25 protein-coding genes are annotated in these 23,609 nt (G+C 72.1%); 12 read left to right on the plus strand and 13 right to left on the minus strand.

Annotation, left to right across the window (positions count from 1 at the left end):
* Positions 1-4: 4 nt before the first annotated feature.
* From JW592_RS12270 to JW592_RS12280, 3 genes are read right to left on the minus strand one after another with little or no spacing between them, the layout of a single operon-like run.
* Positions 5-805 carry an SDR family NAD(P)-dependent oxidoreductase gene (locus tag JW592_RS12270; RefSeq protein ID WP_307805387.1) on the minus strand — a complete coding sequence of 267 codons (801 nt, stop codon included), beginning with the start codon at positions 803-805 and terminating at the stop codon, positions 5-7.
* On the minus strand, positions 802-2,253 hold the full coding sequence (locus JW592_RS12275) for an aldehyde dehydrogenase family protein (RefSeq protein ID WP_209265035.1): 1,452 nt from the start codon (positions 2,251-2,253) through the stop codon (positions 802-804). The genes JW592_RS12270 and JW592_RS12275 overlap by 4 nt, the downstream gene beginning before the upstream one ends.
* Positions 2,250-3,485, minus strand: a complete 1,236-nt coding sequence (locus tag JW592_RS12280; RefSeq protein ID WP_209265037.1) for a M20 family metallopeptidase — start codon at positions 3,483-3,485, stop codon at positions 2,250-2,252. Before JW592_RS12280 ends, JW592_RS12275 begins: the two co-directional genes overlap by 4 nt.
* 177 nt (positions 3,486-3,662) lie before the next feature.
* Between JW592_RS12280 and JW592_RS12285 the strand changes: the two genes are divergently transcribed.
* Positions 3,663-4,439, plus strand: a complete 777-nt coding sequence (locus JW592_RS12285; protein ID WP_229375807.1) for a FadR/GntR family transcriptional regulator — start codon at positions 3,663-3,665, stop codon at positions 4,437-4,439.
* Positions 4,440-4,645: 206 nt separating this feature from the next.
* Here the strand turns inward: JW592_RS12285 and JW592_RS12290 are convergent, their stop codons facing one another.
* The 6 genes from JW592_RS12290 to JW592_RS12315 form a co-directional block, all read right to left on the minus strand.
* Positions 4,646-5,323, minus strand: coding sequence for an HAD family hydrolase (locus JW592_RS12290; RefSeq protein ID WP_209265039.1), 678 nt, complete (start codon positions 5,321-5,323; stop codon positions 4,646-4,648).
* Positions 5,324-5,370: 47 nt separating this feature from the next.
* On the minus strand, positions 5,371-6,492 hold the full coding sequence (locus JW592_RS12295; RefSeq protein WP_209265041.1) for an aromatic ring-hydroxylating oxygenase subunit alpha: 1,122 nt from the start codon (positions 6,490-6,492) through the stop codon (positions 5,371-5,373).
* Positions 6,489-7,688: an N-methyl-L-tryptophan oxidase gene (gene solA, locus JW592_RS12300; protein WP_209265043.1), complete on the minus strand. Its 1,200-nt coding sequence runs from the start codon at positions 7,686-7,688 to the stop codon at positions 6,489-6,491. Before solA ends, JW592_RS12295 begins: the two co-directional genes overlap by 4 nt.
* A gap of 17 nt (positions 7,689-7,705) precedes the next feature.
* Positions 7,706-10,147 (minus strand): GcvT family protein, encoded by a 2,442-nt coding sequence (locus JW592_RS12305; RefSeq protein ID WP_307805392.1) that lies wholly within the window; start codon positions 10,145-10,147, stop codon positions 7,706-7,708.
* Between the two features lie 140 nt (positions 10,148-10,287).
* Positions 10,288-11,373: an S-(hydroxymethyl)mycothiol dehydrogenase gene (locus JW592_RS12310; RefSeq protein ID WP_209265047.1), complete on the minus strand. Its 1,086-nt coding sequence runs from the start codon at positions 11,371-11,373 to the stop codon at positions 10,288-10,290.
* A 286-nt stretch (positions 11,374-11,659) separates the two neighbouring features.
* Entirely contained in the window at positions 11,660-12,463 is an 804-nt protein-coding gene (locus tag JW592_RS12315) for an IclR family transcriptional regulator (protein ID WP_209265048.1), read from the minus strand.
* A 269-nt stretch (positions 12,464-12,732) separates the two neighbouring features.
* On the opposite strand from JW592_RS12315, the gene JW592_RS12320 reads away from it, so the two are divergent.
* Both JW592_RS12320 and JW592_RS12325 read left to right on the plus strand, forming a co-directional pair.
* On the plus strand, positions 12,733-13,089 hold the full coding sequence (locus tag JW592_RS12320) for a bifunctional 3-phenylpropionate/cinnamic acid dioxygenase ferredoxin subunit (protein WP_209265050.1): 357 nt from the start codon (positions 12,733-12,735) through the stop codon (positions 13,087-13,089).
* Positions 13,086-14,306 carry an NAD(P)/FAD-dependent oxidoreductase gene (locus tag JW592_RS12325; protein WP_209265052.1) on the plus strand — a complete coding sequence of 407 codons (1,221 nt, stop codon included), beginning with the start codon at positions 13,086-13,088 and terminating at the stop codon, positions 14,304-14,306. Before JW592_RS12320 ends, JW592_RS12325 begins: the two co-directional genes overlap by 4 nt.
* Positions 14,307-14,459: 153 nt before the next feature.
* Here JW592_RS12325 and JW592_RS12330 read toward each other — a convergent pair whose 3' ends face one another.
* On the minus strand, positions 14,460-15,134 hold the full coding sequence (locus JW592_RS12330; RefSeq protein WP_209265054.1) for an AIM24 family protein: 675 nt from the start codon (positions 15,132-15,134) through the stop codon (positions 14,460-14,462).
* 238 nt (positions 15,135-15,372) lie between these two features.
* Here JW592_RS12330 and JW592_RS12335 point away from each other — a divergent pair, with 238 nt between their 5' ends.
* From JW592_RS12335 to JW592_RS12345, 3 genes are all read left to right on the plus strand, one after another.
* Positions 15,373-15,564, plus strand: coding sequence for a hypothetical protein (locus tag JW592_RS12335; RefSeq protein ID WP_209265056.1), 192 nt, complete (start codon positions 15,373-15,375; stop codon positions 15,562-15,564).
* A 34-nt stretch (positions 15,565-15,598) separates the two neighbouring features.
* A complete protein-coding gene (locus JW592_RS12340; protein ID WP_209265058.1) occupies positions 15,599-16,573 on the plus strand; it encodes an NAD(P)-dependent oxidoreductase in 975 nt (324 codons plus the stop codon).
* A gap of 322 nt (positions 16,574-16,895) precedes the next feature.
* On the plus strand, positions 16,896-17,126 hold the full coding sequence (locus JW592_RS12345) for a DUF2180 family protein (RefSeq protein ID WP_209265060.1): 231 nt from the start codon (positions 16,896-16,898) through the stop codon (positions 17,124-17,126).
* Between the two features lie 151 nt (positions 17,127-17,277).
* Here JW592_RS12345 and JW592_RS12350 read toward each other — a convergent pair whose 3' ends face one another.
* Both JW592_RS12350 and JW592_RS12355 read right to left on the minus strand, forming a co-directional pair.
* Complete coding sequence (locus JW592_RS12350; protein ID WP_209265061.1) at positions 17,278-18,318, minus strand: SDR family oxidoreductase; 1,041 nt, start codon at positions 18,316-18,318, stop codon at positions 17,278-17,280.
* Between the two features lie 159 nt (positions 18,319-18,477).
* Positions 18,478-19,239, minus strand: coding sequence for a VOC family protein (locus JW592_RS12355; RefSeq protein WP_209265062.1), 762 nt, complete (start codon positions 19,237-19,239; stop codon positions 18,478-18,480).
* Between the two features lie 252 nt (positions 19,240-19,491).
* Between JW592_RS12355 and JW592_RS12360 the strand changes: the two genes are divergently transcribed.
* On the plus strand, positions 19,492-19,677 hold the full coding sequence (locus tag JW592_RS12360; protein WP_229375809.1) for a DUF5133 domain-containing protein: 186 nt from the start codon (positions 19,492-19,494) through the stop codon (positions 19,675-19,677).
* A gap of 144 nt (positions 19,678-19,821) precedes the next feature.
* On the opposite strand, the gene JW592_RS12365 is transcribed toward JW592_RS12360, so the two are convergent.
* Positions 19,822-20,226 carry a cupin domain-containing protein gene (locus JW592_RS12365; RefSeq protein ID WP_209265063.1) on the minus strand — a complete coding sequence of 135 codons (405 nt, stop codon included), beginning with the start codon at positions 20,224-20,226 and terminating at the stop codon, positions 19,822-19,824.
* Between the two features lie 51 nt (positions 20,227-20,277).
* Here JW592_RS12365 and JW592_RS12370 point away from each other — a divergent pair, with 51 nt between their 5' ends.
* From JW592_RS12370 to JW592_RS12390, 5 genes are all read left to right on the plus strand, one after another.
* A complete protein-coding gene (locus JW592_RS12370) occupies positions 20,278-21,285 on the plus strand; it encodes a helix-turn-helix domain-containing protein (RefSeq protein ID WP_209265064.1) in 1,008 nt (335 codons plus the stop codon).
* A gap of 60 nt (positions 21,286-21,345) precedes the next feature.
* Positions 21,346-21,900: a sugar O-acetyltransferase gene (locus tag JW592_RS12375; protein WP_209265065.1), complete on the plus strand. Its 555-nt coding sequence runs from the start codon at positions 21,346-21,348 to the stop codon at positions 21,898-21,900.
* Between the two features lie 315 nt (positions 21,901-22,215).
* Positions 22,216-22,635, plus strand: a complete 420-nt coding sequence (locus tag JW592_RS12380) for a DUF2267 domain-containing protein (RefSeq protein ID WP_209265066.1) — start codon at positions 22,216-22,218, stop codon at positions 22,633-22,635.
* 35 nt (positions 22,636-22,670) lie between these two features.
* On the plus strand, positions 22,671-23,000 hold the full coding sequence (locus JW592_RS12385) for a DUF2795 domain-containing protein (protein WP_209265067.1): 330 nt from the start codon (positions 22,671-22,673) through the stop codon (positions 22,998-23,000).
* Between the two features lie 36 nt (positions 23,001-23,036).
* The gene (locus JW592_RS12390) at positions 23,037-23,537 is read left to right on the plus strand and encodes a hypothetical protein (RefSeq protein ID WP_209265068.1); all 501 of its coding nucleotides are present in this window, start codon (positions 23,037-23,039) and stop codon (positions 23,535-23,537) included.
* Positions 23,538-23,609: the final 72 nt, after the last annotated feature.

The raw sequence follows: 23,609 nt of genomic DNA on the forward strand, positions 1-23,609 counted from the left end.
GGAGTCACAGGGCGGGGTCGTACCGGCCGTCGACGGCGGTCCACCCGCCGTCGACCGTCAGCACGCTGCCCGTCACGAAGGTGGCGGCGTCGGAGATCAGGTACACCACGGCGCCGGCGATCTCGTCGGCCCGCGCCCACCGCTGCAGCGCGGAGGCCCGTGCGTAGGCGTCGTACCACTCGGCGTCGGCGGCGATCTGGTCGGTGAGCGGGGTGCGCACCACGCCGGGGGCCACGGCGTTGAACCGCACGCCCTGCGGCCCCCACTCGGCGGCGGCGGTGCGCAGCAGTTGGACGAGGCCCGCCTTGGCGGCCGCGTACACGCCTTGGCCCGGCTCGACCTGGAAGGCCCGCATGGAGGCGAGGGAGACGACCGAGCCCCGGCCGCGCTCCGCCATCGCCGGGGCGCAGGCCCGCACCAGTGAGAAGTGCGCCCGCAGGTTGAGGGCGATCACCCGCTCGAACTCCGCCACGGTGTAGTCCGCGATCCGCTTGCGCACATTGACGCCGACCGTCACCACCAGGCCGTCCAGCGGGCCCCAGTCGGCGGCGGCGCGGGTCAGCGCCTCCTCGTCCAGTACATCGAGTGGGTACGGGGAAGCGCCGGACCCCGCGAGTCGCACGGTCTCCTCGGCGCCCGCCGCGTCCCGGTCGGCGACCACGACTCGGGCGCCGTGCGCGGCGAGGGCACGCACCGCCGCACGGCCGATACCGCTGCCGCCGCCGACCACGGCCACCCGCTTGCCGTCCAGCCGGAAGAGCCGGCCGTAGTCCACCTCGGCGCCCCGGCCGCTGTCCGCGCTCACGGCTTGATCACCGCCATCTTCGTCACCGTCAACTCCTCGATCGCGAACCGTGGCCCCTCCCGGCCGATGCCGGAGTCCTTGACGCCGCCGTAGGGCGCGACGTCACAGCGGTAGCCGGGCACCTCGTTGATCACCACGCCGCCGACGTCCAGCTCCTCCAGCGCGCGGAACGCGACATCGAGACGGTGGGTGAAGACCGCCGCGTGCAGTCCGTAGCGGCTCGCGTCGACGGTGGCGAAGGCGGCGTCCAGATCGGGTACGGAGCGCAGACAGACGACCGGGCCGAAGATCTCCTCGTCCCAGGCCGGCTGGCCGTCCGCCACTTCGGCCAGCAGCGTGGGCGTCAGACAGCGGCCCGCCCGCTCGCCGCCCGCCACGAGCCGGGCGCCCGCCGCGCGCGCCCGCTCCACCCATGCCAGCACCCGCTCGGTCGCCGCCTCGTCGATCAGCGCCGCCACCCGGGTGCTCTCCTCGCGCGGGTCGCCCACCGGCACCGACGCCAGCCGCTCGGCGATCCGCCGCTCCAGCTCGGCGGCGACCGGCGCCTCGGCGATGACCCGCTGTACGGCGATGCACGCCTGCCCCGAGGCGTAGTAGCCGCCGCGCACCACCGCGTCGGCGGCCGCGTCCAGATCGGCGTCGGCGGCCACGACCAGCGCCGCGTTGGAGCCCAGCTCCAGCACCACCTTGCGGGGCGCCGCGTCCTTGGCGATGCGGTGGCCCACGGCGGCCGAGCCGGTGAACGAGACCGCGGCGACCGCCTCGTGGGTGGTGAGCGTCCTGCCCACCTCCACATCGCCGGTCACCAACTGCACCGCGCCGGGCGGTGCGCCCTGGGCGACCAGCTGTTCGCGCACCAGGTTCACCAGCCACAGTGTCGCCAGCGGCGTCGCCGGAGCCGGCTTGACGATCACCGGGCAGCCCGCGGCCAGCGCGGGTGCGATCTTGTGAGTGGCCAGCATCATCGGATAGTTGAATCCGGCGATCCCGACGACCACTCCGACCGGCCGCCGCGTCCAGAAGCCGGTCATCCCGTCGCCCGACGAGAGCCCGTCCAGCGGCACCGTCTCACCGTGGATGTGCACCACCTCGTCGGCAGCGGCCCGCCAGGTGGCCACGGCCCGGGTCACCTCCGTGCGGCAGTCGACGCGCGGCTTGCCCGTCTCCAGGACCAGCAGGTCCTCCATGCCCGCCGCCACGCTGTCGAGCGCTTCGGCGACCCCGGCGAGGACCGCGCGGCGGGTGCGGGTGGTCAGGGCCGCGACCGTGCGGCGCAGCGCGGTGGCGTGCTCGACCGCCTGCCGGGCCAGCTCCGGGTCGCCGACCGGGGCCGGTGCCACGGGTGTTGAGTCGTACGGGAACGAGACGACTTGGTGGTCTGGTGCCGCAACCCAGCTGTCGCCGACCGGAAGCCCGTCGGGGAACTCCTTGCCCTGCCACAGGTTCACGCGGCTGCGCCTCCCTTTCCGTCGGTGAGGAAGTGATGTGCCGCCGCCGCGTACACCCGGGCGTACTCGCCGATCTCTCGCACTTCCACGAACTCGTCCTTCTGATGTGCGATCCACTTGCCGCCCGGGCCGTAGACGACGGTGGGCAGTCCGGCGTCCCGGGTGAGGATCGTGCCGTCGGTGGTGCCCGGCACTGCGCCGAACGCCGGTGCGGAGCCGTGCACCCGGGTGTGTGCGGCGACCAGCCCGCGGACCACGGGATGGTCCTCGGCGATCTCGATGGCGGGCCGGTCGTCCACGACGGTCAGCCGCACCTCGACCCCGAAGGCTGCCGCCGCCTGCTCGGCCGTGGTCCGTACCCGCTCGGTCAGCTCGGTGTGGTCGGTGCCGGGGATGGTGCGTACGTCGACGCCGACGACGCCGTGCGCCGGGATGACGTTGAGCTGGTCCGGGTCGCCGCCGAGCAGTACGGTCGGGGTCACCGTCACCGAACCGGCGTGCGGATGCGTACCAAAGCGCACGGTGGCCCACTCCTGCACCGAACCGAGCGCCTCGACGATCCTGGCGCCCGCCGCGATCGGGCTGCGGCCTTCCTGCGGCATGGCCCCGTGCGCCATCACGCCCGTCAGATCGAGCCGCAGCCGGATGCCGCCGCGCGCCGAGGTGCACACCTCGTACCCCTCGGGCTCGCAGACGACGACGCCGTCCACCTCGGCGGCCAGCGGGGAGGCCGCGAACGCCTTGGCGCCGAGCATCATGCCCTCCTCGTCGGCCATGACGCCCAGCACCACCCGGCCGGGGAAGGGGCCCGCCTGCTGGAGGGCGCGCACGCCGTAGATCATCGCCGCCACGCCGGACTTCATGTCGGCCGTGCCGCGGCCCCACATCTTCCCGTCGCGGATCTCGGCGCCGTACGGGTCCACGCTCCAGTCCGCGGGATCGCCTTCGGTCACCACGTCCGTGTGACCCTCGAACATCAGCGTGGGGCCCGGGCCCCCGCCGCCCTCGACCACCGCGACCACGTTCGGGCGGCCCGGTGCCACCTCCGAGACGGTGTGCTCCCAGCCGAACCGGGTGAACAGCTCCGAGACCAGCTCGGCGGCCGGTCTCTCCACGCTCTCGGCGCCCTCGGCGTTGACGGTGCGCAGCCGCACCAGCTGCTGGGTGAAGGCGATGGCCGCCTCGGTGTCGAGCAGGGAATCCCACGGCAGAGCGCCGGGACCGGAATGCATGGCTCCTCCACGTCCCTGTCCCAGCCGTCGGCCCGCACAGTTAGGGCCAGGCGACTGGTCAGACCAGTTGATCGACCGTACTCTGCTGGTGGGCCACCGCCACGGTCAAGGGGTCGGCACAGGATCGACACACCGAAGACCATGCGGAACACAGCACGAACACGAGAAGGGGCGCCGATGTCGGCCGAGTCGCCTGTTCGGATCGGATTCCAGCCGGTGCGCCCGGTGCGCGCCTACCAGCGCGTCGCCGAGCAGATCGAGGAGCGCATCCTCGCCGGCGAACTACCGCCCGGCTCCCGGCTGCCCGCCGAGCGGGAGTTGGTGCGCCAATTCGACGTCGGCCGCTCGACCATCCGCGAGGCGCTGCGGGTCCTCCAGTCCTCCGGGCTGATCCGCTCCCGGCCTGGCGATCCGCTGGGCGCCGAGGTGCTGGGCGTCTCACCCGACACCCTCAGCCACGCACTCGGCCGTCTCGCCCGCTCCCACCTGTCCTCACTGGCCGAGCTGATCCAGTTCCGGATGGTGCTGGACGCCGAGAGCTACCGGCTCGCGGCTCGGCTGCACACGGAGGAGGATCTGCGCCGGCTGACGGAGTTGGCCGACAGGATGGGGGAGTGCGTCTCGTGCGACCCGCATGCCTTCAGCGAGGCCGACGCCCAGTTCCACCGCGTCGTCGCCGAGGCCAGCGGCAACGCGCTGCTCGCGCTGTGCGCGCGGGCGGTCCACGATGCGGTCGTGGACGCGATCGAGGGAGAGCTGGTCCGCGCGGAGCGGGATGGGGACGCGGGGGAGTGGATGCGGCGTTCGGTTGTCCACCACCGTGAGATCCTCGCCGCTCTGCGGGCCTCGGACGGGGGTCGCGCGGCGCGGTTGGGGCGGGAGGCCCTGTTCGAGCACTACGCCCCGCATCTTCCGGAGCGCGACCGTGAGCGGTTGAGGGCGGCGCTGGACTGATCCGGCGACCGCTTCCGGGGAGGGGCTGCCCTTTGATGTGCGTTGCAGGCTGCGGTTGTCTCTGTGGCTGTGGGGGCACCTCCTGGCCGGAGGCTGGGGGAGCAGTTCCCTGCGCCCCTGAGGAGGCACCGTCTCCGCTGTGCTTGGGCAGTCTGCGCCAGGGGCGCAGGGTGGGCAAGCGCAGCCCCCACGCCGGGTGCCGATTGTCAAACGGTGAGGTCGTGGAGGTCCGCAAGTGTCCCCGCGCTGGCCTCCGCGAGCCATTCGGCAGGGGTCGGCCCTCCCGTATAGCCGAGGACCGGCATGTGCGCGGCGTGGGCTGCGCGGACGCCCGCCGGGCTGTCCTCGATGACCAGGCACTCCGCGGGCGGGGTACCGCAGACGGCCGCCGCGTGCAGGAACAGATCGGGCGCCGGCTTGCCCTCGCGGACGTCCTCCGCGCTGAAGATCCGCCCAGCGAAGCGCTCCCACAGGCCGGTGGCCTTCAGCGAGTGGCGTATCCGCGCATGGCTGCCGCTGCTGGCGACGCAGTACGGGACACCCCGCGCGTCCAGCGCGTCCAGCAACTCGGCTACGCCCGGCATCGTGTGCGGGGCCGCGTCGAAAGCGGCGGCCACCCGCGAGCGGTACTCCACCAGCCAGCCCTCGTCCACCGGCACCTTCGCGTGGGCGCGTACCTGCGCCAGCAGATACGGCTCCGGGGTGCCCAGGAACTTCTCCAGTACGTCGGCCGGGGTCAGCGGCCAGCCCGCTTCGGTCGCCATGGCGGCGATGACCTCGGGCCCGATCCGCTCGGTGTCGACCAGGACCCCGTCGCAGTCGAAGATGACGAGTCGTGCCGCGGCCAGGGCCTGGCCGACCGGGGGGTGGGACGCGCTGTGCATGCGCCCCACCCCATCACGCCGCGGCGCCGGGGCTCGGACCGGGTCGCTCAGCCCGGGTCTGTCAGCCGGTCGGTGACCCAGGTGTGGAAGTCACCGATGTGGTGCTCGCTGGGGACCAGCACCCCGCCGTGCCGGTAGGCACGGGAGGCCATGGCGGGCTGGGTGCGTTCGCAGGCGTCGAAGTCCTGCAGGTTGACCCGGTGGAAGAGCTCCACCGAGTGCGAGACGTCCGCACCCGCGGAGATCACCTCGGGCGCGTACAGCCAGTCGCACTCGATCACCGTGCGGTCCTCGGCCAGCGGGAACATCCGGTGGACGATCACATGGTCCGGCACCAGGTTGACGAACACCTGCGGCCGGATGGTGATGGCGTAGTAGCGGCGGTCATGGGCGTCCGGAACGCCCGGCAGCCGGTCGAAGCCCGCGCTGCCGTCCACCGTGAACCCCTGCGCCTCGGCGGCGAACTCCGGCCCGTGCCCCACGTAGTACTGCGCCGCGAACCCGTCGGCGAACTCCGGTAGCACCTCCGTCAGTTCGGGGTGGATGGTGGCGCAGTGGTAGCACTCCATGAAGTTCTCGATGACGAGCTTCCAGTTGGCCGCCACGTCGTAGGTGTGGCGTCGGCCCAGGGCCAGCGACTCGATCGCGTAGTGCCCGATCACGTCGGTTCCGCCGAGCCGGTCGGCGACGTCCCCCATCACCGTCTGCTCGAACGGCGGCGGCTCGGGTGACAGGCACACCCAGGCGTAGCCCAGCCACTCGCGCAGTGCCACGGTGTGCAGCCCGTACGAGGAACGGTCCACGTCCGGCATCCGGGTCAGATTGGGCGCCGCGGTCAGCTTGCCGTCCAGGTCGTAGGTCCAGGCGTGGTACGGGCACTGGAGGCTGCGCCGCACCTCACCCGCCTGCTCGGTGCACAGCCGTGCGCCGCGGTGCCGGCACACGTTGAGGAAGGCCCGCAGCTCACCCCGCCGGTTGCGGGTGATCAGCACGCTTTCCCGGCCCACCTGGACGGTGCGGTAGGCGCCGGGCTTGTCGAGGTCGGCCGAGCGGACCGCGCAGAACCACTCGGTCTCGAAGATGCGCTCCTGCTCGCGCCGGAAGTTCTCCGGATCGGTGTAGCGGTCTCCTGGCAGGGTCGCCAGCAGGCTGCCGACAGCGGTCGTCATGATGTGGTTTCTCCCTCGGGAGTGGCGAACTGGCGGTGCGGGGCCTTCAGCGGCTCCCGGAGCGGGTCGAACAGTTCGATGGGGTGCTCGGTGGCGCCGTCGAGCGCCAGGTCGGCGACGATCTCGCCGACGACGGGCACGAACTTGAAGCCGTGCCCGGAGAATCCGCAGGCCACGGTCACCGCGTCGGGGTGCTCCGGGTGCCGGGCCAGCACGAAGTGCTCGTCGGAGGTGGTGGTGTACATACACGTGACGGCCTTGCGCAGCCGCCCGGGCAGGTCCGGGAGACGGGTGCGCAAGTGCGCGGCCATCGCCGCGGCCTCCGCTTCGGACACGGTGCGGTCGATGGTCTCCGGATCGCACAGTGCGCCCTTGCGGAAGAAGGCGGTCTTCGCCCCGCCCTCCGGGCCCTCGATCGCCGGGAACCCGTAGAACTGCACACCGTCCGTGTCCTCCCACACGTATACGGGCTGGTGTTCGGGGGTGAAGGCGGCGGTGCCGCCGCGCGGGTGGAACCAGTACATGACCTGCCGCTCGACGGCGAAGTCGACGCCGAGGTCGGCGAGCAGGCGCGGCGCCCACGCGCCGGGGCAGACCACCAGGTGGCCCGCGGTGTAGACGTCGTCGGCGGTGTGCACCCGTACGCCTCTGCCGCCGGGCAGCACTTGCCAGCCGGTCACCGGCTCCTCGAACCGCAGGTCGGCACCGGCCTGCTGGGCGAGCTGCACATGGGCGGTCACGGTCGCCTCGGGGCGGACGAACCCGGCGCGCTCCTCGTACAGCGCCACCTCGTCGTCCGCGGGAGTGAGGGTCGGGAAGCGGCGGCGTATCTCCGCGGCTTCCAGCAACTCGTGGGGCAGGCCCCACCGCCGGGCCGAGCGGAGGCTGCCGGAGACGGCGTGGCTGTCCGGGCGGCCCACCATCACGCCGCCGCACAGGTTGGCGAGAGTGCGGCCGGTGTCGCGTTCCAGCTTCGCGAACAGGTCGTAGGAGCGCAGGAGCAGCGGTACGTAGGCGGGGTCCTCGAAGTATGCCTGGCGGATGATGCGGGAGCCGCCGTGGCTGGAGCCGCGGTTGTGGGCCGGGCCGAACCGCTCGAGCCCCAGCACCCGGTGGCCGCGGGCCGCCAGATGGTAGGCGGCGGCACTGCCCATGCCGCCGAGACCGATGACGATGACATCGCGGGAGTGCGACATTGTGGGCCTCCTCGGGCTCAGCGGCGGATGCGGGCCATCTCGGGGTCGAACAGGGGCTCGGCCGCGACGGTCGCCGCGACCTTCTCGCCGAAGTACTCGACGGCGACCGGGGTCCCCGGCTCGGCAGCGGCGGCCGGCACCCACGCGTAGGCGACGCCCCGTCCCACGCTGTAGCCGTAGGAGGCACTGGTCACATAGCCGGCGACGACCCCGTCCACATGCACCGGCTCGCTTCCCATGACGACTGCCGCCGGGTCGTCGAGGGTGAGGCACACCAGTTTCCGGGCGGGCGCCCCGCGTGCGGCCAGTGCGTCCCGCCCGACGAAGTCGCCCTTGGCGGAGCGTACGGCGAAGCCCACACCGGCCTCCTCGGGGGTGTGCTCGGTGGTCATGTCGGCGGCCCAGGCGCGGTACCCCTTCTCCAGCCGGAGGCTGTTGAAGGCGCTGCGGCCGGCGGCGATGACGCCGAGCCGCTGTCCGGCCTCCCAGAGGGTGTCCCACAGCCGCAGCCCCACGTCCGCTTCCGTGTACAGCTCCCAGCCCAGCTCGCCGACATAGCTCACCCGCAGCGCGGTCACCGGGATGTGGCCCACATAGGTCTCGCGCGCCTTGAAGTAGCCGAAAGCCTCGTGGGAGAAGTCGGCGGGGGTCAGCGGCTGGACCAGCTCCCTGGCCAGCGGTCCCCACACCCCGATACAGCAGGTGCCGGAGGTGATGTCCCGGATCTGTACGTCGTCCGGCGCGTGCCGCACCAGCCATTCCAGGTCGGCCGGGCTGTTGGCGCCGAGCTGCCAGCGGTCGGGGGCCAGCCGCGCTGCGGTCAGGTCGCTGCGGATACCGCCGTTCTCGTCCAGCAGCAGGGTGTAGGTGACCGAGCCGGGGCGCTTCTTGAGGTTGTTGCTGGTCATCCGCTGGAGGAAGGCGAGTGAGCCCGGCCCGGTGACCTCCAGCCGCCGCAGCGGTGTCATGTCGTAGAGCGCGACCTTCTCCCGGGTCAGCCTCGCCTCGGCTGCGGCGATCGGCGACCAGTGCCGGGCCGACCAGCTGTCCCGCTCCGGCAGCCGCAGGCCGAGCTCCTCCACCAGCGGCGCGTTCGCCTCGTACCAGTGGGGCCGCTCCCAGCCGCCCGACTCCAGGAAGTGGGCACCCAGCTCCTGCTGCCTCGGGTAGAAGGGGCTGGTGCGCAGGGGCCGGCCGGTGCCCGGCGGCTGCAGCGGGTGGATCACGTCGTAGACCTCGACGAAGCTGCGTTCGCCCCGCTCGCGTACGTACGCGGGGGAGCGCTGCGCCTTCTCGAAGCGGTGCGGGTCGCACTCGTGGCTGTCCACCGTGGTGCGGCCGTCCGTCATCAGCTCCGCGACGGCCCGCGCTGCGCCGGCCGAGTGGGTGACCCAGACGGCCTCGGCCAGCCAGAAGCCGCGCACCGCGCTGGACTCGCCCAGCAGCGGCATCCCGTCCGGGGTGAAGGAGAAGACGCCGTTGAAACCCTCCTCGACCTGGGAGTCGGCCAGCGTCGGCAGCAGCCTGCCGGTCTCCGTCCAACTGGGCGCGAAGTCGTCCGCCGTGAACGGCAGCGAGGACGGCATCTTGGGGGCCTGGTCGTAGGGCAGGATCGTGTACGGGTCGACGGGCAGTGGACGGTGTGCGTAGGTGCCGATGCCGATGCGGCCCGGGCCGTTGCCCGTCGGGTCGAGGTGTTCCCGGTAGTACAGGTCGTGGTCCTGGTGGCGCAGGATGGGCCGGACGGCCTCGACGCCGTCGGCCCCGACGCCCTCCAGCCCGGACAGCGGCGCCGTCTTCGCGTACTGGTGCGCGAGCGGCAGCAGCGGTACGTCCACCCCGGCCATGGCGCCGACCACCGGCCCCCAGAACCCGGCCGCCGAGACCACGTGGTCGGCAGGGAAGGTGCCCCGGTCGGTGACGACCCCGGTGACCCGGCCGCCCTCGCGTTCGACACCGGTGACGGTGTGCCGGTCCAGGAAGCGCGCCCCGCGCCGCGAGGCGCGCTCGATCTGGGCCAGGCAGGCGGCTGTGGCCCTGGCCAGACCGTCGCCGGGGGTGTGGAAGCCGCCGAGCACGGTGTCCGGGTCGAGCATCGGAAAGAGCTCGGCGCACCGCGCGGGATCGACCAGCTCGCCCTCCACGCCCCAGGAGGCGGCCAGCCCGGCCTTGCGGTGCAGATCCAGCCGGCGGGCCTCGGTGGTGGCCACCTCCAGACCGCCCACCGGCAGGAAGCACGCCTGCCCCGCGTGGCGCAGCGAGCTGAACTTCTCGACGGTGTAGCGCGCGTACTGGGTCAGCGCCCTGGAGGGGCTGGTACGGAAGACGAGGCCGGGGGCGTGCGAGGTGGAGCCGCCGGGCGCCGCCAGCGGCCCCTGCTCGAGGACCGTGACGTCGCGCCAGCCGCGCGCCGTGAGCTCGTCGGCCAGCGAGCAGCCGACGATCCCGGCGCCGATGATGACGACACGCGAGTTGTTCGTCTGCGGCCCGGCAGTCGCGCGTACGTCGCTCGCTGTGTCGTTTGGTTCGCTTCTCCGTCCGCGCGGCTGTGGCGCGGGTCGGTTGTTCGTCTGCGGCCCGGCAGTCGCGCGTACGTCGCTCACAGGACCACCACCGATCGCAGGACCTTGCCGCGCTGCATCCGCTCGAAGGCGACCTCGACCTCGTCCAGCGCGATCGTCTCGGTGACGAAGGCGCCCAGGTCGAGCTTGCCGCTGAGATAGAGGTCGATCAGGACCGGGAAGTCCCTGCTGGGCAGGCAGTCCCCGTACCAGGACGACTTGAGGGCACCGCCCCGCGAGAACAGCTCCTGGAACGGCAGCTCGATCGTCACGTCCGGCGCCGGGACACCGGCCTGCACGAGCACGCCCGCCAGGTCCCGCATGGCGAAGCCCTGCAGATAGGTCTCCGGGCGGCCGACCGCCTCTACGACGACGTCCACGCCGTGGCCGCCGGTCAGCTCGCGTACGGCCTCGACGGGGTCGGTGCCGAGCGAGTTGACGCTGTGCGTGGCCCCGAACTGGGTGGCCACATCCAGCTTGTTGTCGTCGATGTCGACGGCGATGATCCGGCGCGCACCGGCCAGCGAGGCCGCCGCGATGGCCGCGTTGCCGACGCCGCCGCAGCCGATGACGGCGACGGTGTCCCCGCGGGAGACACCCCCGGTGTGCACGGCGGCGCCCCAGCCGGCCATCACCCCGCAGCCGATGAGCCCGGCCGCCTCCGGCCGCGCGGCCGGGTCGACCTTGACTGCCTGCCCCGCGTCGACCAGCGTTTTGTCGGCGAAAGCGCCGATGCCGAGCGCCGGGGTCAGCGGGGTGCCGTCCAGCAGCGTCATCGGCTGCCGGGCGTTGCGCGAGTCGAAGCAGTACCAGGGCCGCCCCTTACGGCAGGAGCGGCAGCTTCCGCACGGTGCGCGCCAGGCGAGTACGACGAAGTCGCCGGAGCGCAGATCGGTGACGCCGGGGCCCGTCTGTTCGACGACGCCCGCGGCCTCGTGGCCCAGGAGGAAAGGGAAGTCGTCGCCGACGGCACCTTCCCGGTAATGAAGATCGGTGTGGCAGACACCGCATGCCTGGATCGAGACGAGGACTTCGCCCGGGCCGGGGTCCGGTACCAGGACCGTCTGCACCTCGGCTGGGGCATCCTTCTTCATCGCGATGACAGCGCGGACCTCGTGTGGCATTCCCAGACCTCGCAGTTTGTTGCGTAGTGCACGACTGGTTGCGCTATGGGGAACATAGTGAGAACGCCGGGGCTCGCCCGTCAAGAGATGTGGATCAGCCGTTGATGACGACGTGTCAGAAGAACGCGATGCGGGTCCGGCCGAGGCCGGACCCGCAGTTATGGGAGGTCGGGGCGGTGCCTTTGCTGACGCCCCATCAGAATTTTGTAGTTTCCGACGGCTGTTTCGAGGCTGTTTCGGGGGTGGGGGAGCAGTCCTCCGCGCCCCTCGCGGGGCGCGCTCCCTCTCAGTAGGCGTAGCCCATGCGGCGGGAGAGATCTTGCGCAGCGGCCATGGTGCGTTTGGCGACCTCCTGGAGGCGTTCCTCCTCCAGCCGGTAGGAGGGCCCGGAGACGCTGATCGCGCCGATGACCTTCCCGTCGTGTGCCCGCACCGGGGCCGCCACCGCGTGCAGGCCGAGCTCCAGCTCGTCCCGTGCCGCCGCGAAACCGGTCTTGACCACCGCTTTCAGCTCGGCGCGCAGCTCCGCGGGGGAGACCACCGTCGACTCCGTCAGCCGTGGCAGCTTCCGGGACAGCACACTCTCCTGGACCGACTTCGGCTGGTGCGCCAGCAGTGCCTTGCCGCTGGAGGTGGCGTGCAGCGGCGTTCGCCTGCCCAGCCAGTTCTGCGCGGTGACCGAGGAGGCACCGCGCGCCTGCATGATGTTGACCGCCGCGTCGTCGTCCAGCACCGCGATGTTCGCCGTCTCTCCGGCGTCCTCGGCCAGCTCCCGGCACACGGGAGCGCCCTCCTGGGAGATGTCCAGCCTGGAGGCCGCGGCTCCGGCCAGCCTCAGTACGCCGGGGCCCAGGTAGTACTTGCCGCGGTCCTGCTCCTGTGAGACCAGCCCCCTGGCCTCCAGTACACCCAGCAGGCGGAACGCCGTCGATTTGTGGACGCCCAGCTCCTCGGCGATCTCCGTGACTCCCGCGTCGCTGTGCCGGGCCAGGATCTCCAGCACGCTCACCGCACGGTCGACCGACTGCACCGAGGCAGCCGCGCCCCTGGCCTGCTTGCCAGTCCCTGTGTCCTCCGCTTTTTCACTCATCTGCTCAACGTCACCGCCTGCTGGCCTTGTTGTGGTTCCCGGTTGTGGTGCGCGGCCGCGCGCCGTCCTCCCCGCAAGTCTCCGCGGAGGTCGTCGGCGAGTGCTTGACGTGAAGCCTCCCCGCTTGGATTCTGTTGCGCATCACGCTCCATCGTGCGCGATGCGGAACTCGGATAGTAGTGAAGTGTCTTCCCCGCACCTTCCCCGGTCATCCGGCACCGGGGCCGGCTGCCCCTGCTCACTCGAACGTGCTCGCGAGGTGAATCACAGTGATCCCTGTCTGCCGCCTTGAGGACCTGCCCCAAGGCGAGTCCGTCCGTCTCGACCTCGAACCTCCCATCGCCGTCTTCAACGCCGACGGCGAGCTCTACGCGATCGACGACACCTGCACCCACCAGGACGCGTCCTTGTCCGAAGGCTGGCTCGAGGGCTGTCTGGTCGAATGCCCACTGCACGCCGCTTCATTCGACCTGCGTACCGGCCGTCCCACCTGCCTCCCCGCTCGCAAGGCGGTACGCACCCACCCGGTGAGCGTGCTCGACGGCACCGTATGGGTACACGTCGAGTCCGACCTGGCCGCACAGGCACCGCACACCGCCGCAGCCGGACAAGGGAGCGCCGCATGAACACCATCACCGTGATCGGCGCCTCCCTGGCCGGACTCCACGCCGCACTGGCGCTGCGCGCCGAGGGGTACGACGGCAGGCTGGTGATCGTAGGGGAGGAGCACCATCGCCCCTACGACCGCCCTCCCCTCTCCAAAGAATTCCTGACCGGCGCGCTCACCGCCGAGCGGCTCTCCCTCGCCGACGCGGAGGAGATCGCCGACCTGGACGCCGACTGGCTGCTGGGCACCCGCGCCGAGGGCCTGGACCCGCCCTCCCGTACGGTCACGCTCACGGACGGCCGCAGGCTGTCCACCGACGGTGTCGTCCTGGCCACCGGAGCGGTGCCGCGCACCCTGCCGGGCGAGCCGCTGGCGGGGGTGCACACGCTGCGCACCCTGGACGACGCCGCCGCGCTCCGCGAGGAGCTCAGCCGTGGTCAGGTACGGGTCGTCGTGATCGGTGCCGGCTTCATCGGCGCCGAGGTCGCCTCCTCCTGTGCCACGCTCGGCCACAGCGTCACCGTCGTCGAGGCGGCCGCCCAGCCGCTGCTGCCCCAGCTCGGCGCCCGGATGGCCGCCTTCTGCGCCGATCTGCACACCGACCACGGCGTCACCCTGCTCACCGGCACCGGGGTGCGCGCGCTGCATCCGGACGCCAGGGTGCCGGACGCGCACGTGCGGGGCGCGCACGTGCGGGGCGCGCACGGCGCCGGGCACCGGCGGGTCGGCTGGGTGGAGCTGGCCGACGGCCGGTTCCTGCCCGCCGACGTGGTCGTCGTCGGAATCGGGGTCCGTCCCGCGACCGGCTGGCTGGAGGGCTCCGGCATCCCCCTGGACGACGGCGTGGTCTGCGACGCGGGCGGAGTCACCTCGGTGCCGGGCGTGGTGGCCGTCGGCGATGTGGCCCGCAGCGCCGGGCACCGGGACGAACACTGGACCAGCGCCATGGAGGCCCCGGCCGTCGCCGCGCGCAACCTGCTGGCCGGAACGACGGTCGAGACCTACACGGCGCTGCCGTACTTCTGGTCCGACCAGTACGGTGTCCGGCTTCAGCTCGCGGGCGCCAGGGCGGAGACCGACACCGTACGCGTGGTGGAGGGCTCACCGGAGGACCGCAGCTTCCTCGCGGTCTACGAACGGGAGGGAGCCACCACGGCAGTGCTCGCGGCCAATCGGCCGCGCCCCTTCATGCGGGCCCGGCGCGAGCTGGCTCGCGCCGGGATGGTGGCTGCCTGACCCTCTGCGGGGCTCCCTCTCCCGGTTCCGGGGAGGGGGTGCCCCTTGTGTGGTTTGCGGGCTGCTGGTTGTTCGTGGCTGTGGGGGTACCTCCCGGACGGAGTCTGGGGGAGCAGTTCCCCGCGCCCCTGATCGGCACCCCGCAAGCGGGACTCAATTGCCGGCAGTTGAAGGCTGCTTTTCGCTGGGGCGGACGATGACGAAGCCCTCGCCGTCCAGTCTGAGCTGCACCGCCTCTCCCGACCCACCACGGATCATCGATCCGAAGCTCTGTGAGCGGTGCAGCGAGGTCTGCAGCTGGGCGCTCCAGCCCACCACCGCGTCGGTGTCCACGAACACCGGCGCCTGCTGCGAGACCGGGATGACGATCGGCGTGCCCTCGCAGATGACGGCGAGCCTGCCCTGGCCGGAGAAGACGCTGTTGAACAGCCCTCCGCCGGCCATCCCGGCGCCCTTGACGATGCCGATCTCGTAGTGCAGCCCCGCGTCGAAGACCAGTACGTTGCGGCCGTTGACGGTGAGCGAGTCGCCGGGGGCTATGTCGATGAGAAAGCAGTTCTCCGCCTCGTGCGCGAACCATGCCTCGCCCTGCCCGCTGACCGACATCAGCGCCAGCCCCTCCCCGGTGACCTGACGCTTGAGGAAGTTGCCGACCCCCTGCCCCTTCTTCTCGAACCGCAGGTTCCCCCGCCAGGCCACCATCGATCCCTGCCGCGCGTAGCACTCCCCGTTGACGGCGTACTTCACGCACTTGTCGTTCTGCAGCTCCATTCCCGCCGTGGGGCTGGGCTGCGCCATGTTCTTCGTAGCGAAGAGCTCACTCTGCATGGCTGTATGTTCCCCCGGAACCCGCCGCTCAGCCAGGTGCTTTCCCATGAGTCGCCGCACTCGGGCCGAGCCGTGTGCGTGCCTGTGATTTGAGACTTTTCCACCCCCGGAAGCCCCAATAGCCAGCCATCCCTCGGGTGGAAGTCCCAAAAAGGAGTTCAGTGAAAAAATGGAAGGTGCCAGAGGGCGAGGGCCCTCGGGGTGTGTGCCCCATGGCATTCGGACAGGAGATCGGGACATGAAGTTCGTGCTGGAAGTCGACACCACCGAGATGCGCGGCGAGGGCGAGGCCGCGACCGAGCTGGGGCGGGTGCTGCGGTACTGGGGCGGCAACCTGCGCCACTACGGGCTGCAGCCCGGAGACGGCTCGCCCGTCTACGACTCGAAGTACCGTGAGATCGGCAACTGGCGTATCACCGAGTCGTCCTGAGAGTGGACGAAGCGGGCGGCTGGGAGGAGACCGGGTGACGGGCGCGGGCGTGGACCCTCATCAAATCGGACGGGAACTCGGCGGTGCCGTCGTCACGGTCGACCCCGGCCTGCCCCCGGCGGTGCGCGAGGGGGTGCGGGAGCTGACCGGCCGGCCGGTGGGCACCGGCGCCGGGCCCCGCGTGCATGTGGGTCCCTCCGTGCCCGAACTCGCTGCGGAAGAGCGGCTGTTGTGGCTGCACAGCACCAACGCCGGAGTCGACGCGCTGCTCAGTTCGCTCTCGCCGTGGCCGCCCGGGACACTGCTGACCCGGACGGTCGGGAGGATGGGCGAGCGGATCGGCCAGTACGTACTCGCCTGGGCGCTGGCCGAGTTGCAGGACATCCCGGGCTTCCTGCGCCAGCAGGCGTCCAGGACCTGGAACCGGCTGGCGACCGAGCCGGCTGACGGCACCCTCGCGGTCGTCTTCGGCACCGGCGGGATCGGCGCGGGGGTCGCCGCCGCACTCGGGCGCTGCGGCATCCGCACCGTCGGTGTGGCCCGCACCCCGCGCCGCGTCCCCGGCTTCGACGACGTTCTCCGGCTGGGCAGCCCGGCCGGTCCGGACGGTCCCTCGGCCGAGCTGGCCGCGGCGCTGGCCGAGGCGCGCTGGGTCGTCGACGCGCTGCCGCTCACCCCCGAGACGGACGGGCTCTTCGGCCCCGGGCTCTTCGGGGCGATGTCAGGCGCGACGTTCTTCAACGTCGGCCGCGGCGCGACCGTCCGTACCGACGCGCTCGCGCAGGCGCTGGAGGACGGCCGGGTCGCGCACGCGGTGCTGGACGTCCTGCCGGAGGAGCCCGCCCCGCCCACCTCCCCGGCCTGGGACCTGCCCCGTACGACCCTCACCTCCCATTCCGCAGGTCCCACGACTGCCACCGACATCACCACCGACTTCAGCGCCGCCTGGCACAGCCTGCGCGTCGGCCGACTCCCCACGCTCGCCGTCCACCCCACGGCCGGCTACTGAACGGGTATGCGCGACGACGTCGGCCGGGGCTCCGGGGCTGAGGCGGCCCAGCCCGTCGTCCCCCCAGACCCGGGTCACCAGAGCGCCGCGTACGGAGAGCGTGCGGCTCGCCGCGGGCTCCGCGCCCGGAGGGCCTGTCCCGGTCCCGGTGCCGTCCGTCAGGGCGACCCAGCCGCCCGGGATCTCCTCGCCGTCCATGGCTGCGCTCAGGTGTCCGGAGGCGGGCGCCCGGTGCGCCGAACGGACGCAGTGACGCGTACCGGGGCGTATGGAGGGGAACTCGTGCGCAGTCCGCCCTTCCGGTACCGAGAGAGGGGGCGCCATGCGCTGTTACGACTGCTACAGGGAAGGTATCGAGACCTCCGCCGTCGCCGTCTGCATCGAGTGCCACGCCGGTGCGTGTCCACGCCATCTCCACCCCGAGTCCGAGCCCGTGCGCCGGTCGACGAGCACGGGGCGGGTCTGGTCCGCGCGTGAATCGCGCCGGATGTACTGCTCCGTCTGCCATGCGTCGCTCCAGCAGGAGGACCCCGCCGATCCCGGCGGAATGTGACGAGTTGTCGCGCGCGCCCGCTGTGCCGGACCCGTGAGCGGGGCCGGCACGGCGGACGCGCGGGCGGCCGTCGTCGGCCACCGCCGGCCGCCGCCGGTCTCGAGGCGTGTCCGTGTGTCCGTCTCGCGGCGTGCCGGGGCCCGCGGCTCGGCTACCCGCCCTGCCGCACCCGGCGGGCCGCCGTGGCGCCCACGGCGGCCGCTGCCGCCGTGCCCACAGCGGCGAGCAGTCCGTGGTGGTGCGAGGCCCACAGCTGGTAGCTGCGCGAGGACGCCTCGTCGTCGAACTCGCCGTGTGCTCCGTAGTCGTGCCGGGAGTCCGCGGGCTTCCACAGGTTGTCCGGCTGCGCGGGGGAGCGTGCGTGGTCGGTCTGCTGGCCCTGGAAGCCGGTCCTGGCCAGATAGCGGTCCAGAAGGCCGGGTGCGAACTTCTCGCCCAGCAAGGTGGCCACCGTCGAGCCACCGACCCAGTGTTCCCTGCGCTGCGGGTGGTCGGCCGCGTACAGAATGCCGCGTGCGGCCACCTCGGGCTGGTAGACGGGCGCGACCGGACGCGGATTGCGCGGCAGCCGGGACTTGACCCAGGTGAACTGCGGGGTGTTCAGCCCGGGGAGCTGCACCATCGTGGCCCGTACCCCGCTCTTGTCGTGCAGCAACTCGCAGCGCAGCGACTCGTGGAAACCCTGGATGGCGTGCTTGGCCGCGCAGTACGCCGACTGGAGCGGGATGCCCCGGTAGGCGAGCGCGGAGCCGACCTGGACGATGGTCCCCGTGTCGCGCGGCTTCATGTGCCGCAGCGCGGCCAGCGTCCCGTGCACGAAGCCGAGGTAGGTGACCTCGGTCGCCCTGCGGAACTCCTCGGGCTGCACCTCGGTGACCGGCGCGAAGACGGTGGAGAACGCGGTGTTCACCCACACTGCGATCGGACCGAGTTCCCGCTCGATGCGATCGGCCGCCGCGTCCACCTCCGTATGGTCGCCGACATCGACGCTCAGCGGCAGCGCCGCGCCGCCCGCCTCCCGCACTTCGTCGGCGGCGCGGGCCAGGCCCTCCTCGCCGCGAGCGATCAGCGCGACCGTGGCGCCGCGCGCCCCGAAGGCGCGGGCCGTCGCGCGGCCCACCCCGCCGCTGGCGCCGGTGACCACGACGACCTGGCCGTCGGCTCCCGCGCGACCGGACTGCTGCTGGCTCATCGCCACACCTCCGCTGTCTGGGCGAACGCTTTCTGCGTCCATCTGTCTGCCGCGTCCATCTGCTTGCGCCGTCCGTCCGCTCTCCGCGCACGACGCCGGGCGCGGAGAGCGGCGGGCCGATGGGACGGCCGGTCAGGGGAATGGCCGGGTACCCCGCTCTCAGGAGCCCAGTAGGCAGAAGAGGCCGCCGTCCGGGTCGCGAACGGTGGCGACCCTGCCGTGCGAGGCGTGCTGGACGGGGGAGATCACCGTGCCGCCGGTCTTCTCCGCTGCGGCGAGTGCGGCGTCGATATCGGTCGCGCGGAAGTACACATCCCACCGGGTGCGCACCTGGGGATCGGGTGCGGCCTCGACGCCGCCGCCGCGCAGCCCGGCCACGGTTTCACCGTCGACCAGGATGTGCACCTCGTCGTTCTGCTCCTCGTAGCTGACCCCATGGCTGGGGTTCTTCGTCCAGTCGAGCACATCGCCGTAGAACAGCGCCGCCGCGAAGGCGTCGCCGGTGCGCAGCTCCAGCCAGGCGGGCGCGTAGCCCGCGCCGACCGCCCAGCCGCGCGGCAGTTCTCCCTGCCACATGCCGAACGCCGCGCCGTAGGGGTCGGCGGCCATGGCGGCGCGGCCGTCGCCCAACCGCAGCGGACCCACCGCGACGGTGGCTCCTCTTTCGCGGACGCGCTCACAGGCCAGGTCGGCGTCGTCGACGGAGAAGAACACGGTCCAGCGCACGGGGAGCTGCCAGGAGACCGCGGCTTCGTTGAAGCCCGCAATCGGTTCGCCTTCCCTGGTGGCCGTGCGGAATCCGCGGCCGAGAGAGCTGTCGGTGAACGACCAGCCCAGCACGGCGCTGTAGAACTCCTCGGTGGCCCGCCGGTCGCGGACGGTGAGACTGACCCAGCATGGCACCCCGGGTACGGAATCCATCACGTCACCTCAAGCCTCCCGCACTTTCCTTTCGCAGTTGGTCGTCCGTTTCTTCCGTCCCTGCATGCCGGGGTGCCCACTGCCTGCGGAGGCGAAACGAGAGTGACTCCTGGGAGGAAATGTACGGTTTTGTGGGTGTTTCCCACTCTGGGTGGGGTACCGGGCGGGGTGCGCCGATTCCGTGGCCGCCGCCACGGGGCCCTTCGGCGTGACCCGCACCCGTCGCGCGCCCCGCGCCCCCGAGGAGTCCCCATGATGGCCCACCCCGACACCCTGCGAGAGCTGCTCAACCGCTACGAGGCACTCCGTGACCGGCCCGGCGGCCGGCAGGAGCTGGAGGACGTCTCGTACACGCTCTGCGTCTCCACGGGCACCCGCGACATCCGGGACGCGGTACGGGCGGCGCGGGCGCATATCGCGGGTGCTTACGCGGCCTGAGCGCTGCCGCGGGCACCGTCCCCTGCCGGTTGCCGGTTGCCGGTTGCCGGTTGCCGGTTGCCGGGCGGAGGGGCGCAAGCCGCCTTCCCTCCGGGGCGGCTTCCACACCTGGTCGGAGCGCACTCCGCCGGTTCCGGTGGGCTCTCAGCCGGCGCCGTGGTCCAGCTCGTGCCCGGTTGTCGCGTCGACGTGGTCCGGGATCTCCTCGTGGCGGTCTCCCACCGTGGAGGTGCCGGCGGGCTCGAACAGCAGCAGTGAGGCGCCGGTCTGAGAACTGGGCTTGTGCTCGACGCCGCGCGGGACGGTGAAGACGGACCCGGCGGGCAGCGAGACGGTGCGCTCGCCCTGCGGCTCCCGCAGCGCGATACTCAACTGGCCCTCCAGGACGAGGAAGAACTCGTCCGTGTCCTCATGGGCGTGCCACAGGTGCTCGCCCTGGACCTTGGCGACCCGTGCGTCGTAGTCGTTGACGCGGGTGACGATACGGGGGCTCCAGAGGGCGTCGAAGGAGGCCAGAGCCTTGTGCAGATTTACAGGTTCGGTACTCATGAGCTCATCCTCGGCCGTGACAGCGCGTCCCGGAAGTGCTAGAAATCGCATATGGCGCAAGATTCCTCGCAGGGCCGGACGGCCGGACTCCACCGCGTCGTCGTGATCGTCGACGAGAACTCCAACCCGTTCGAACTCGGCTGCGCCACCGAGGTCTTCGGTCTCCGCAGGCCGGAGCTGGGCCGCGACCTCTACGACTTCACGCTGTGCTCCCCCCAGCCGCGCACCCTGATGCGCGACGGTTTCTTCACCCTCACCGGCGTCGCGGACCTCGCGGCGGCCGACCGCGCCGACACGCTGATCGTGCCGAACCGGCCCGACGTCGAGGTGGAACGCCGCCCCGCCGTGCTGGCGGCGATCCGGCGCGCCCACGCCCGCGGTGCCCGCCTGCTGGGGTTCTGCAGCGGAGCCTTCACCCTGGCCGAGGCGGGCGTGCTGGCCGGACGGCGGGCGACAGCGCACTGGCAGTGGGCCGACCAGTTCCGCGCGCGCTTCCCCGACGTACGCCTGGAGGCGGACGTGCTGTTCGTGGACGACGGCGACATCCTCACCGCCGCCGGCAGCGCCGCCGCACTCGACCTGGGGCTGCACGTGGTGCGCCGGGACCACGGTGCCGAGGTCGCCAACGCGGTGAGCCGGCGCCTGGTCTTCGCCGCGCACCGGGACGGCGGGCAGCGGCAGTTCGTCGAGCGGCCGATGCCGCCGGCCCCCGAGGAGTCGCTGGCGCCGCTGCTGGCCTGGGCCCAGGAACGGCTGGGGGAGCCGCTGACCGTGGCCGGGCTGGCCGCCGAGGCGGCGGTCAGCCCCGCGACCCTCCACCGCCGCTTCCGCACCCAGCTCGGCACCACGCCGCTGGCCTGGCTGACCGGCGAGCGGATCGCCCTGGCCTGCCGGCTGATCGAACGCGGCGAGGAGCGGCTGGACGTCGTCGCCCGGAAGAGCGGCCTGGGCACCGCCGCCAACCTGCGGGCACGGCTGCGCAGGGAGACGGGGCTGAGCCCGTCGGCGTACCGGCAGCGCTTCGGCCGCGTGGACCTCCCGGACCCGACCGCGGCGTGACGGGCGACGGAAAGCACCCTTCCGTGCCCCGGTCGCCCAGCACTTTGCGAGAGTGTCCCCATGGGCGAGAACAAGCAGCGCATGCTGGCTGGGGAGTGGTACGTCCCCGATGACGAGGAACTGTTGGCGGACACCGTACGGCGGGCCGAGCTGTGCGCCGCCTTCAACGCCGCCGACACGGCGCCGCCGGACGAACGGCGCAAGATACTGGAGGAGTTGATCGGTCAGCTGGGCGAAGACGTCCGTATCCGCCCGCCGTTCCGCTGCGACTACGGCACCCACATCTCGATCGGCACCGGTACGTTCGTCAACTTCGGTGCCGTCTTCCTGGACGCCGCACCCATCACCATCGGCCGGGACGTGCAGATCGGCCCCAATGTGCAGCTGCTGACCCCCACCCACGAGCTTGACGCCGAGCGGCGCCGCGCGGGCTGGGAGAAGGGCGTGCCCGTCACCATCGGTGACAACGTGTGGCTCGGCGGTGGCGTGATCGTCTGCCCGGGGGTCACGATCGGCGCCGACACGGTGGTCGGAGCGGGTTCGGTGGTCACCAAGGACCTGCCGCCGGGCGTCCTGGCGGTGGGCAACCCGGCCCGGGTGGTGCGCGAACTGTAGGCGTGCACGCTGGTCACGTTGACGACCGTGCCGCCGTCCCTCTGCCCGATCATGCGGCGCGCGGCGCGCCGGCCGGCCTCCCTCCGCTGGTGAGACGGCCGGCTGACAGCAAGAGCGCGCCGGTCACAACAGCGCGCCGGTCAGAGGGCCGAGTCACCCCTGAGACGGGTGCGTAAACAGGGGAGTGAGGGGTACGCCGGGCCACCGGGCAGCCTCACCGGCAACCGCGCCACGCCCGAACGTGCGACCCGCACGAGTGGCGCGCATGCTGGATGAGGGTCCCGTGTTGTCACTGCCCCAGTGAGGAGAAGCACCATGCAGCACGACGAGTTCATCGGCCAGGTGCAGGCGCGGGCCCACCTCGACAGCCGTGGCGCGGCCGAGGCCGGTACCCGTGCCACCCTGGAGACGCTGGCCGAACGCATCCCCGCATCGCTCGCCGACCACTTGGCCGCGCAGCTCCCGACCGAGCTGGGAGAACACCTGCGCCGCGTCGAGTACGCGCCGGACGTCCCGCAGACCGGGGTGCGGATGTCCCGGCAGGAGTTCTTCGACCGGGTCGCGCAGCGCGCCGGAGCCGACCCTCCCAAGGCCGTACACGAGGCACGCACCGTGGTGGAGCTCCTGGAGGAGGCGACCCAAGGTGCGCTGACCGAGCGCATCCGGCAGTCCCTGGACGAGGAGCTGGCCTCCATCCTCTTCTCCGGCAGCACCGGTACGGCCGGCCGCAGCTGACCGTCCCCACCGTCGCGGAAAGGCAGCGATCGGACATGGCCCACACCACTGTCGAAGAAGTCCTGGCCGCGCTGAAGGACGTGGATTTCCCGGCCGGGAAGGACGAGTTGCTCCAGGCGGCCGAGGAGTCCTCGGCGCCCGCTGAGGTCCATGTGGCGCTGCGCGGCATCCCGCCGGAGCAGTACGCCAACCGTGCGGAAGTGGCCCGCTCGGTGCAGGTCGACCCCGACTCCGACCTCGGCCACAGCCGGGCCCAGCACGCCGAACAGGCGCGGCAGGGCGGCAAGCCGGGGCAGTCGCAGTATCTGCGGGAGGCCCCCAAGCCCCCGGTCGAGGACGAGCTGGACCGCGGAGGCGAGCGGTAACCGCACGCTGTACGCACGCACCCAAGGAGGTCCGACATGGTGCGCAAGAAGGTCGAGGGCGACGAGGACGAGCGGCGCAGGGAAGCGCACAAGGCGCACCACGCCGACGAACCCGCCAGCGCCCGCTACGCGACCACCGGCGCTTCGAAGCAGCGCACCCACCGTGCGGGCGGGTCCGCCGAGCAGGACACCGAGACCCCGGCCCAGCGCCAGGGCAAGGTGGGGCACACCGCCACCGAGCAGGAGCGCAGGCGCCAGGGCGTCGGCCCGGCCGAGCCCCGCAGCCCCTACGAGGGCCGTGGCCGCCCGGACTACTCACCGGAGCACGAGCAGGTCTTCCGCGCCCTGGTCACCGCCGAGCAGCAGCACGACGGCGAGCCGGTGAGCCTCGATGAGATCTCGCGGGAAGCCCATATGCCGCAGGAGCGCATCCAGCCACTGGTGCACGATCTGGTGACGGTCCATCACCTCGCGACCGAGCTCCAGGGCGCCGAGGCCCCTGACCTGTCCCACTACGAGACCAAGCCGCGGCACTGAGCGCCCACCGGCGGGACGAGTTGTGTCCCAGCCGTTGACACGCCCCGGCCTCCTCCTTACTGTTCCGCCGAA

Source organism: Streptomyces spirodelae, assembly GCF_017676385.1.
Taxonomy (GTDB): domain Bacteria; phylum Actinomycetota; class Actinomycetes; order Streptomycetales; family Streptomycetaceae; genus Streptomyces; species Streptomyces spirodelae.

What these genes read in the sequence shown, in the direction of transcription:
- JW592_RS12280 (WP_209265037.1), bottom strand. Translation starts at nt 3,485, where the DNA reads ATGCATTCCGGTCCCGGCGCTCTGCCGTGGGATTCCCTGCTCGACACC.
- JW592_RS12285 (WP_229375807.1), top strand. Translation starts at nt 3,663, where the DNA reads ATGTCGGCCGAGTCGCCTGTTCGGATCGGATTCCAGCCGGTGCGCCCG.
- JW592_RS12290 (WP_209265039.1), bottom strand. Translation starts at nt 5,323, where the DNA reads ATGCACAGCGCGTCCCACCCCCCGGTCGGCCAGGCCCTGGCCGCGGCA.
- JW592_RS12295 (WP_209265041.1), bottom strand. Translation starts at nt 6,492, where the DNA reads ATGACGACCGCTGTCGGCAGCCTGCTGGCGACCCTGCCAGGAGACCGC.
- solA (WP_209265043.1), bottom strand. Translation starts at nt 7,688, where the DNA reads ATGTCGCACTCCCGCGATGTCATCGTCATCGGTCTCGGCGGCATGGGC.
- JW592_RS12310 (WP_209265047.1), bottom strand. Translation starts at nt 11,373, where the DNA reads ATGCCACACGAGGTCCGCGCTGTCATCGCGATGAAGAAGGATGCCCCA.
- JW592_RS12315 (WP_209265048.1), bottom strand. Translation starts at nt 12,463, where the DNA reads ATGAGTGAAAAAGCGGAGGACACAGGGACTGGCAAGCAGGCCAGGGGC.
- JW592_RS12325 (WP_209265052.1), top strand. Translation starts at nt 13,086, where the DNA reads ATGAACACCATCACCGTGATCGGCGCCTCCCTGGCCGGACTCCACGCC.
- JW592_RS12330 (WP_209265054.1), bottom strand. Translation starts at nt 15,134, where the DNA reads ATGCAGAGTGAGCTCTTCGCTACGAAGAACATGGCGCAGCCCAGCCCC.
- JW592_RS12335 (WP_209265056.1), top strand. Translation starts at nt 15,373, where the DNA reads ATGAAGTTCGTGCTGGAAGTCGACACCACCGAGATGCGCGGCGAGGGC.
- JW592_RS12345 (WP_209265060.1), top strand. Translation starts at nt 16,896, where the DNA reads ATGCGCTGTTACGACTGCTACAGGGAAGGTATCGAGACCTCCGCCGTC.
- JW592_RS12350 (WP_209265061.1), bottom strand. Translation starts at nt 18,318, where the DNA reads ATGAGCCAGCAGCAGTCCGGTCGCGCGGGAGCCGACGGCCAGGTCGTC.
- JW592_RS12355 (WP_209265062.1), bottom strand. Translation starts at nt 19,239, where the DNA reads ATGGATTCCGTACCCGGGGTGCCATGCTGGGTCAGTCTCACCGTCCGC.
- JW592_RS12360 (WP_229375809.1), top strand. Translation starts at nt 19,492, where the DNA reads ATGATGGCCCACCCCGACACCCTGCGAGAGCTGCTCAACCGCTACGAG.
- JW592_RS12365 (WP_209265063.1), bottom strand. Translation starts at nt 20,226, where the DNA reads ATGAGTACCGAACCTGTAAATCTGCACAAGGCTCTGGCCTCCTTCGAC.
- JW592_RS12370 (WP_209265064.1), top strand. Translation starts at nt 20,278, where the DNA reads ATGGCGCAAGATTCCTCGCAGGGCCGGACGGCCGGACTCCACCGCGTC.
- JW592_RS12375 (WP_209265065.1), top strand. Translation starts at nt 21,346, where the DNA reads ATGGGCGAGAACAAGCAGCGCATGCTGGCTGGGGAGTGGTACGTCCCC.
- JW592_RS12380 (WP_209265066.1), top strand. Translation starts at nt 22,216, where the DNA reads ATGCAGCACGACGAGTTCATCGGCCAGGTGCAGGCGCGGGCCCACCTC.
- JW592_RS12385 (WP_209265067.1), top strand. Translation starts at nt 22,671, where the DNA reads ATGGCCCACACCACTGTCGAAGAAGTCCTGGCCGCGCTGAAGGACGTG.
- JW592_RS12390 (WP_209265068.1), top strand. Translation starts at nt 23,037, where the DNA reads ATGGTGCGCAAGAAGGTCGAGGGCGACGAGGACGAGCGGCGCAGGGAA.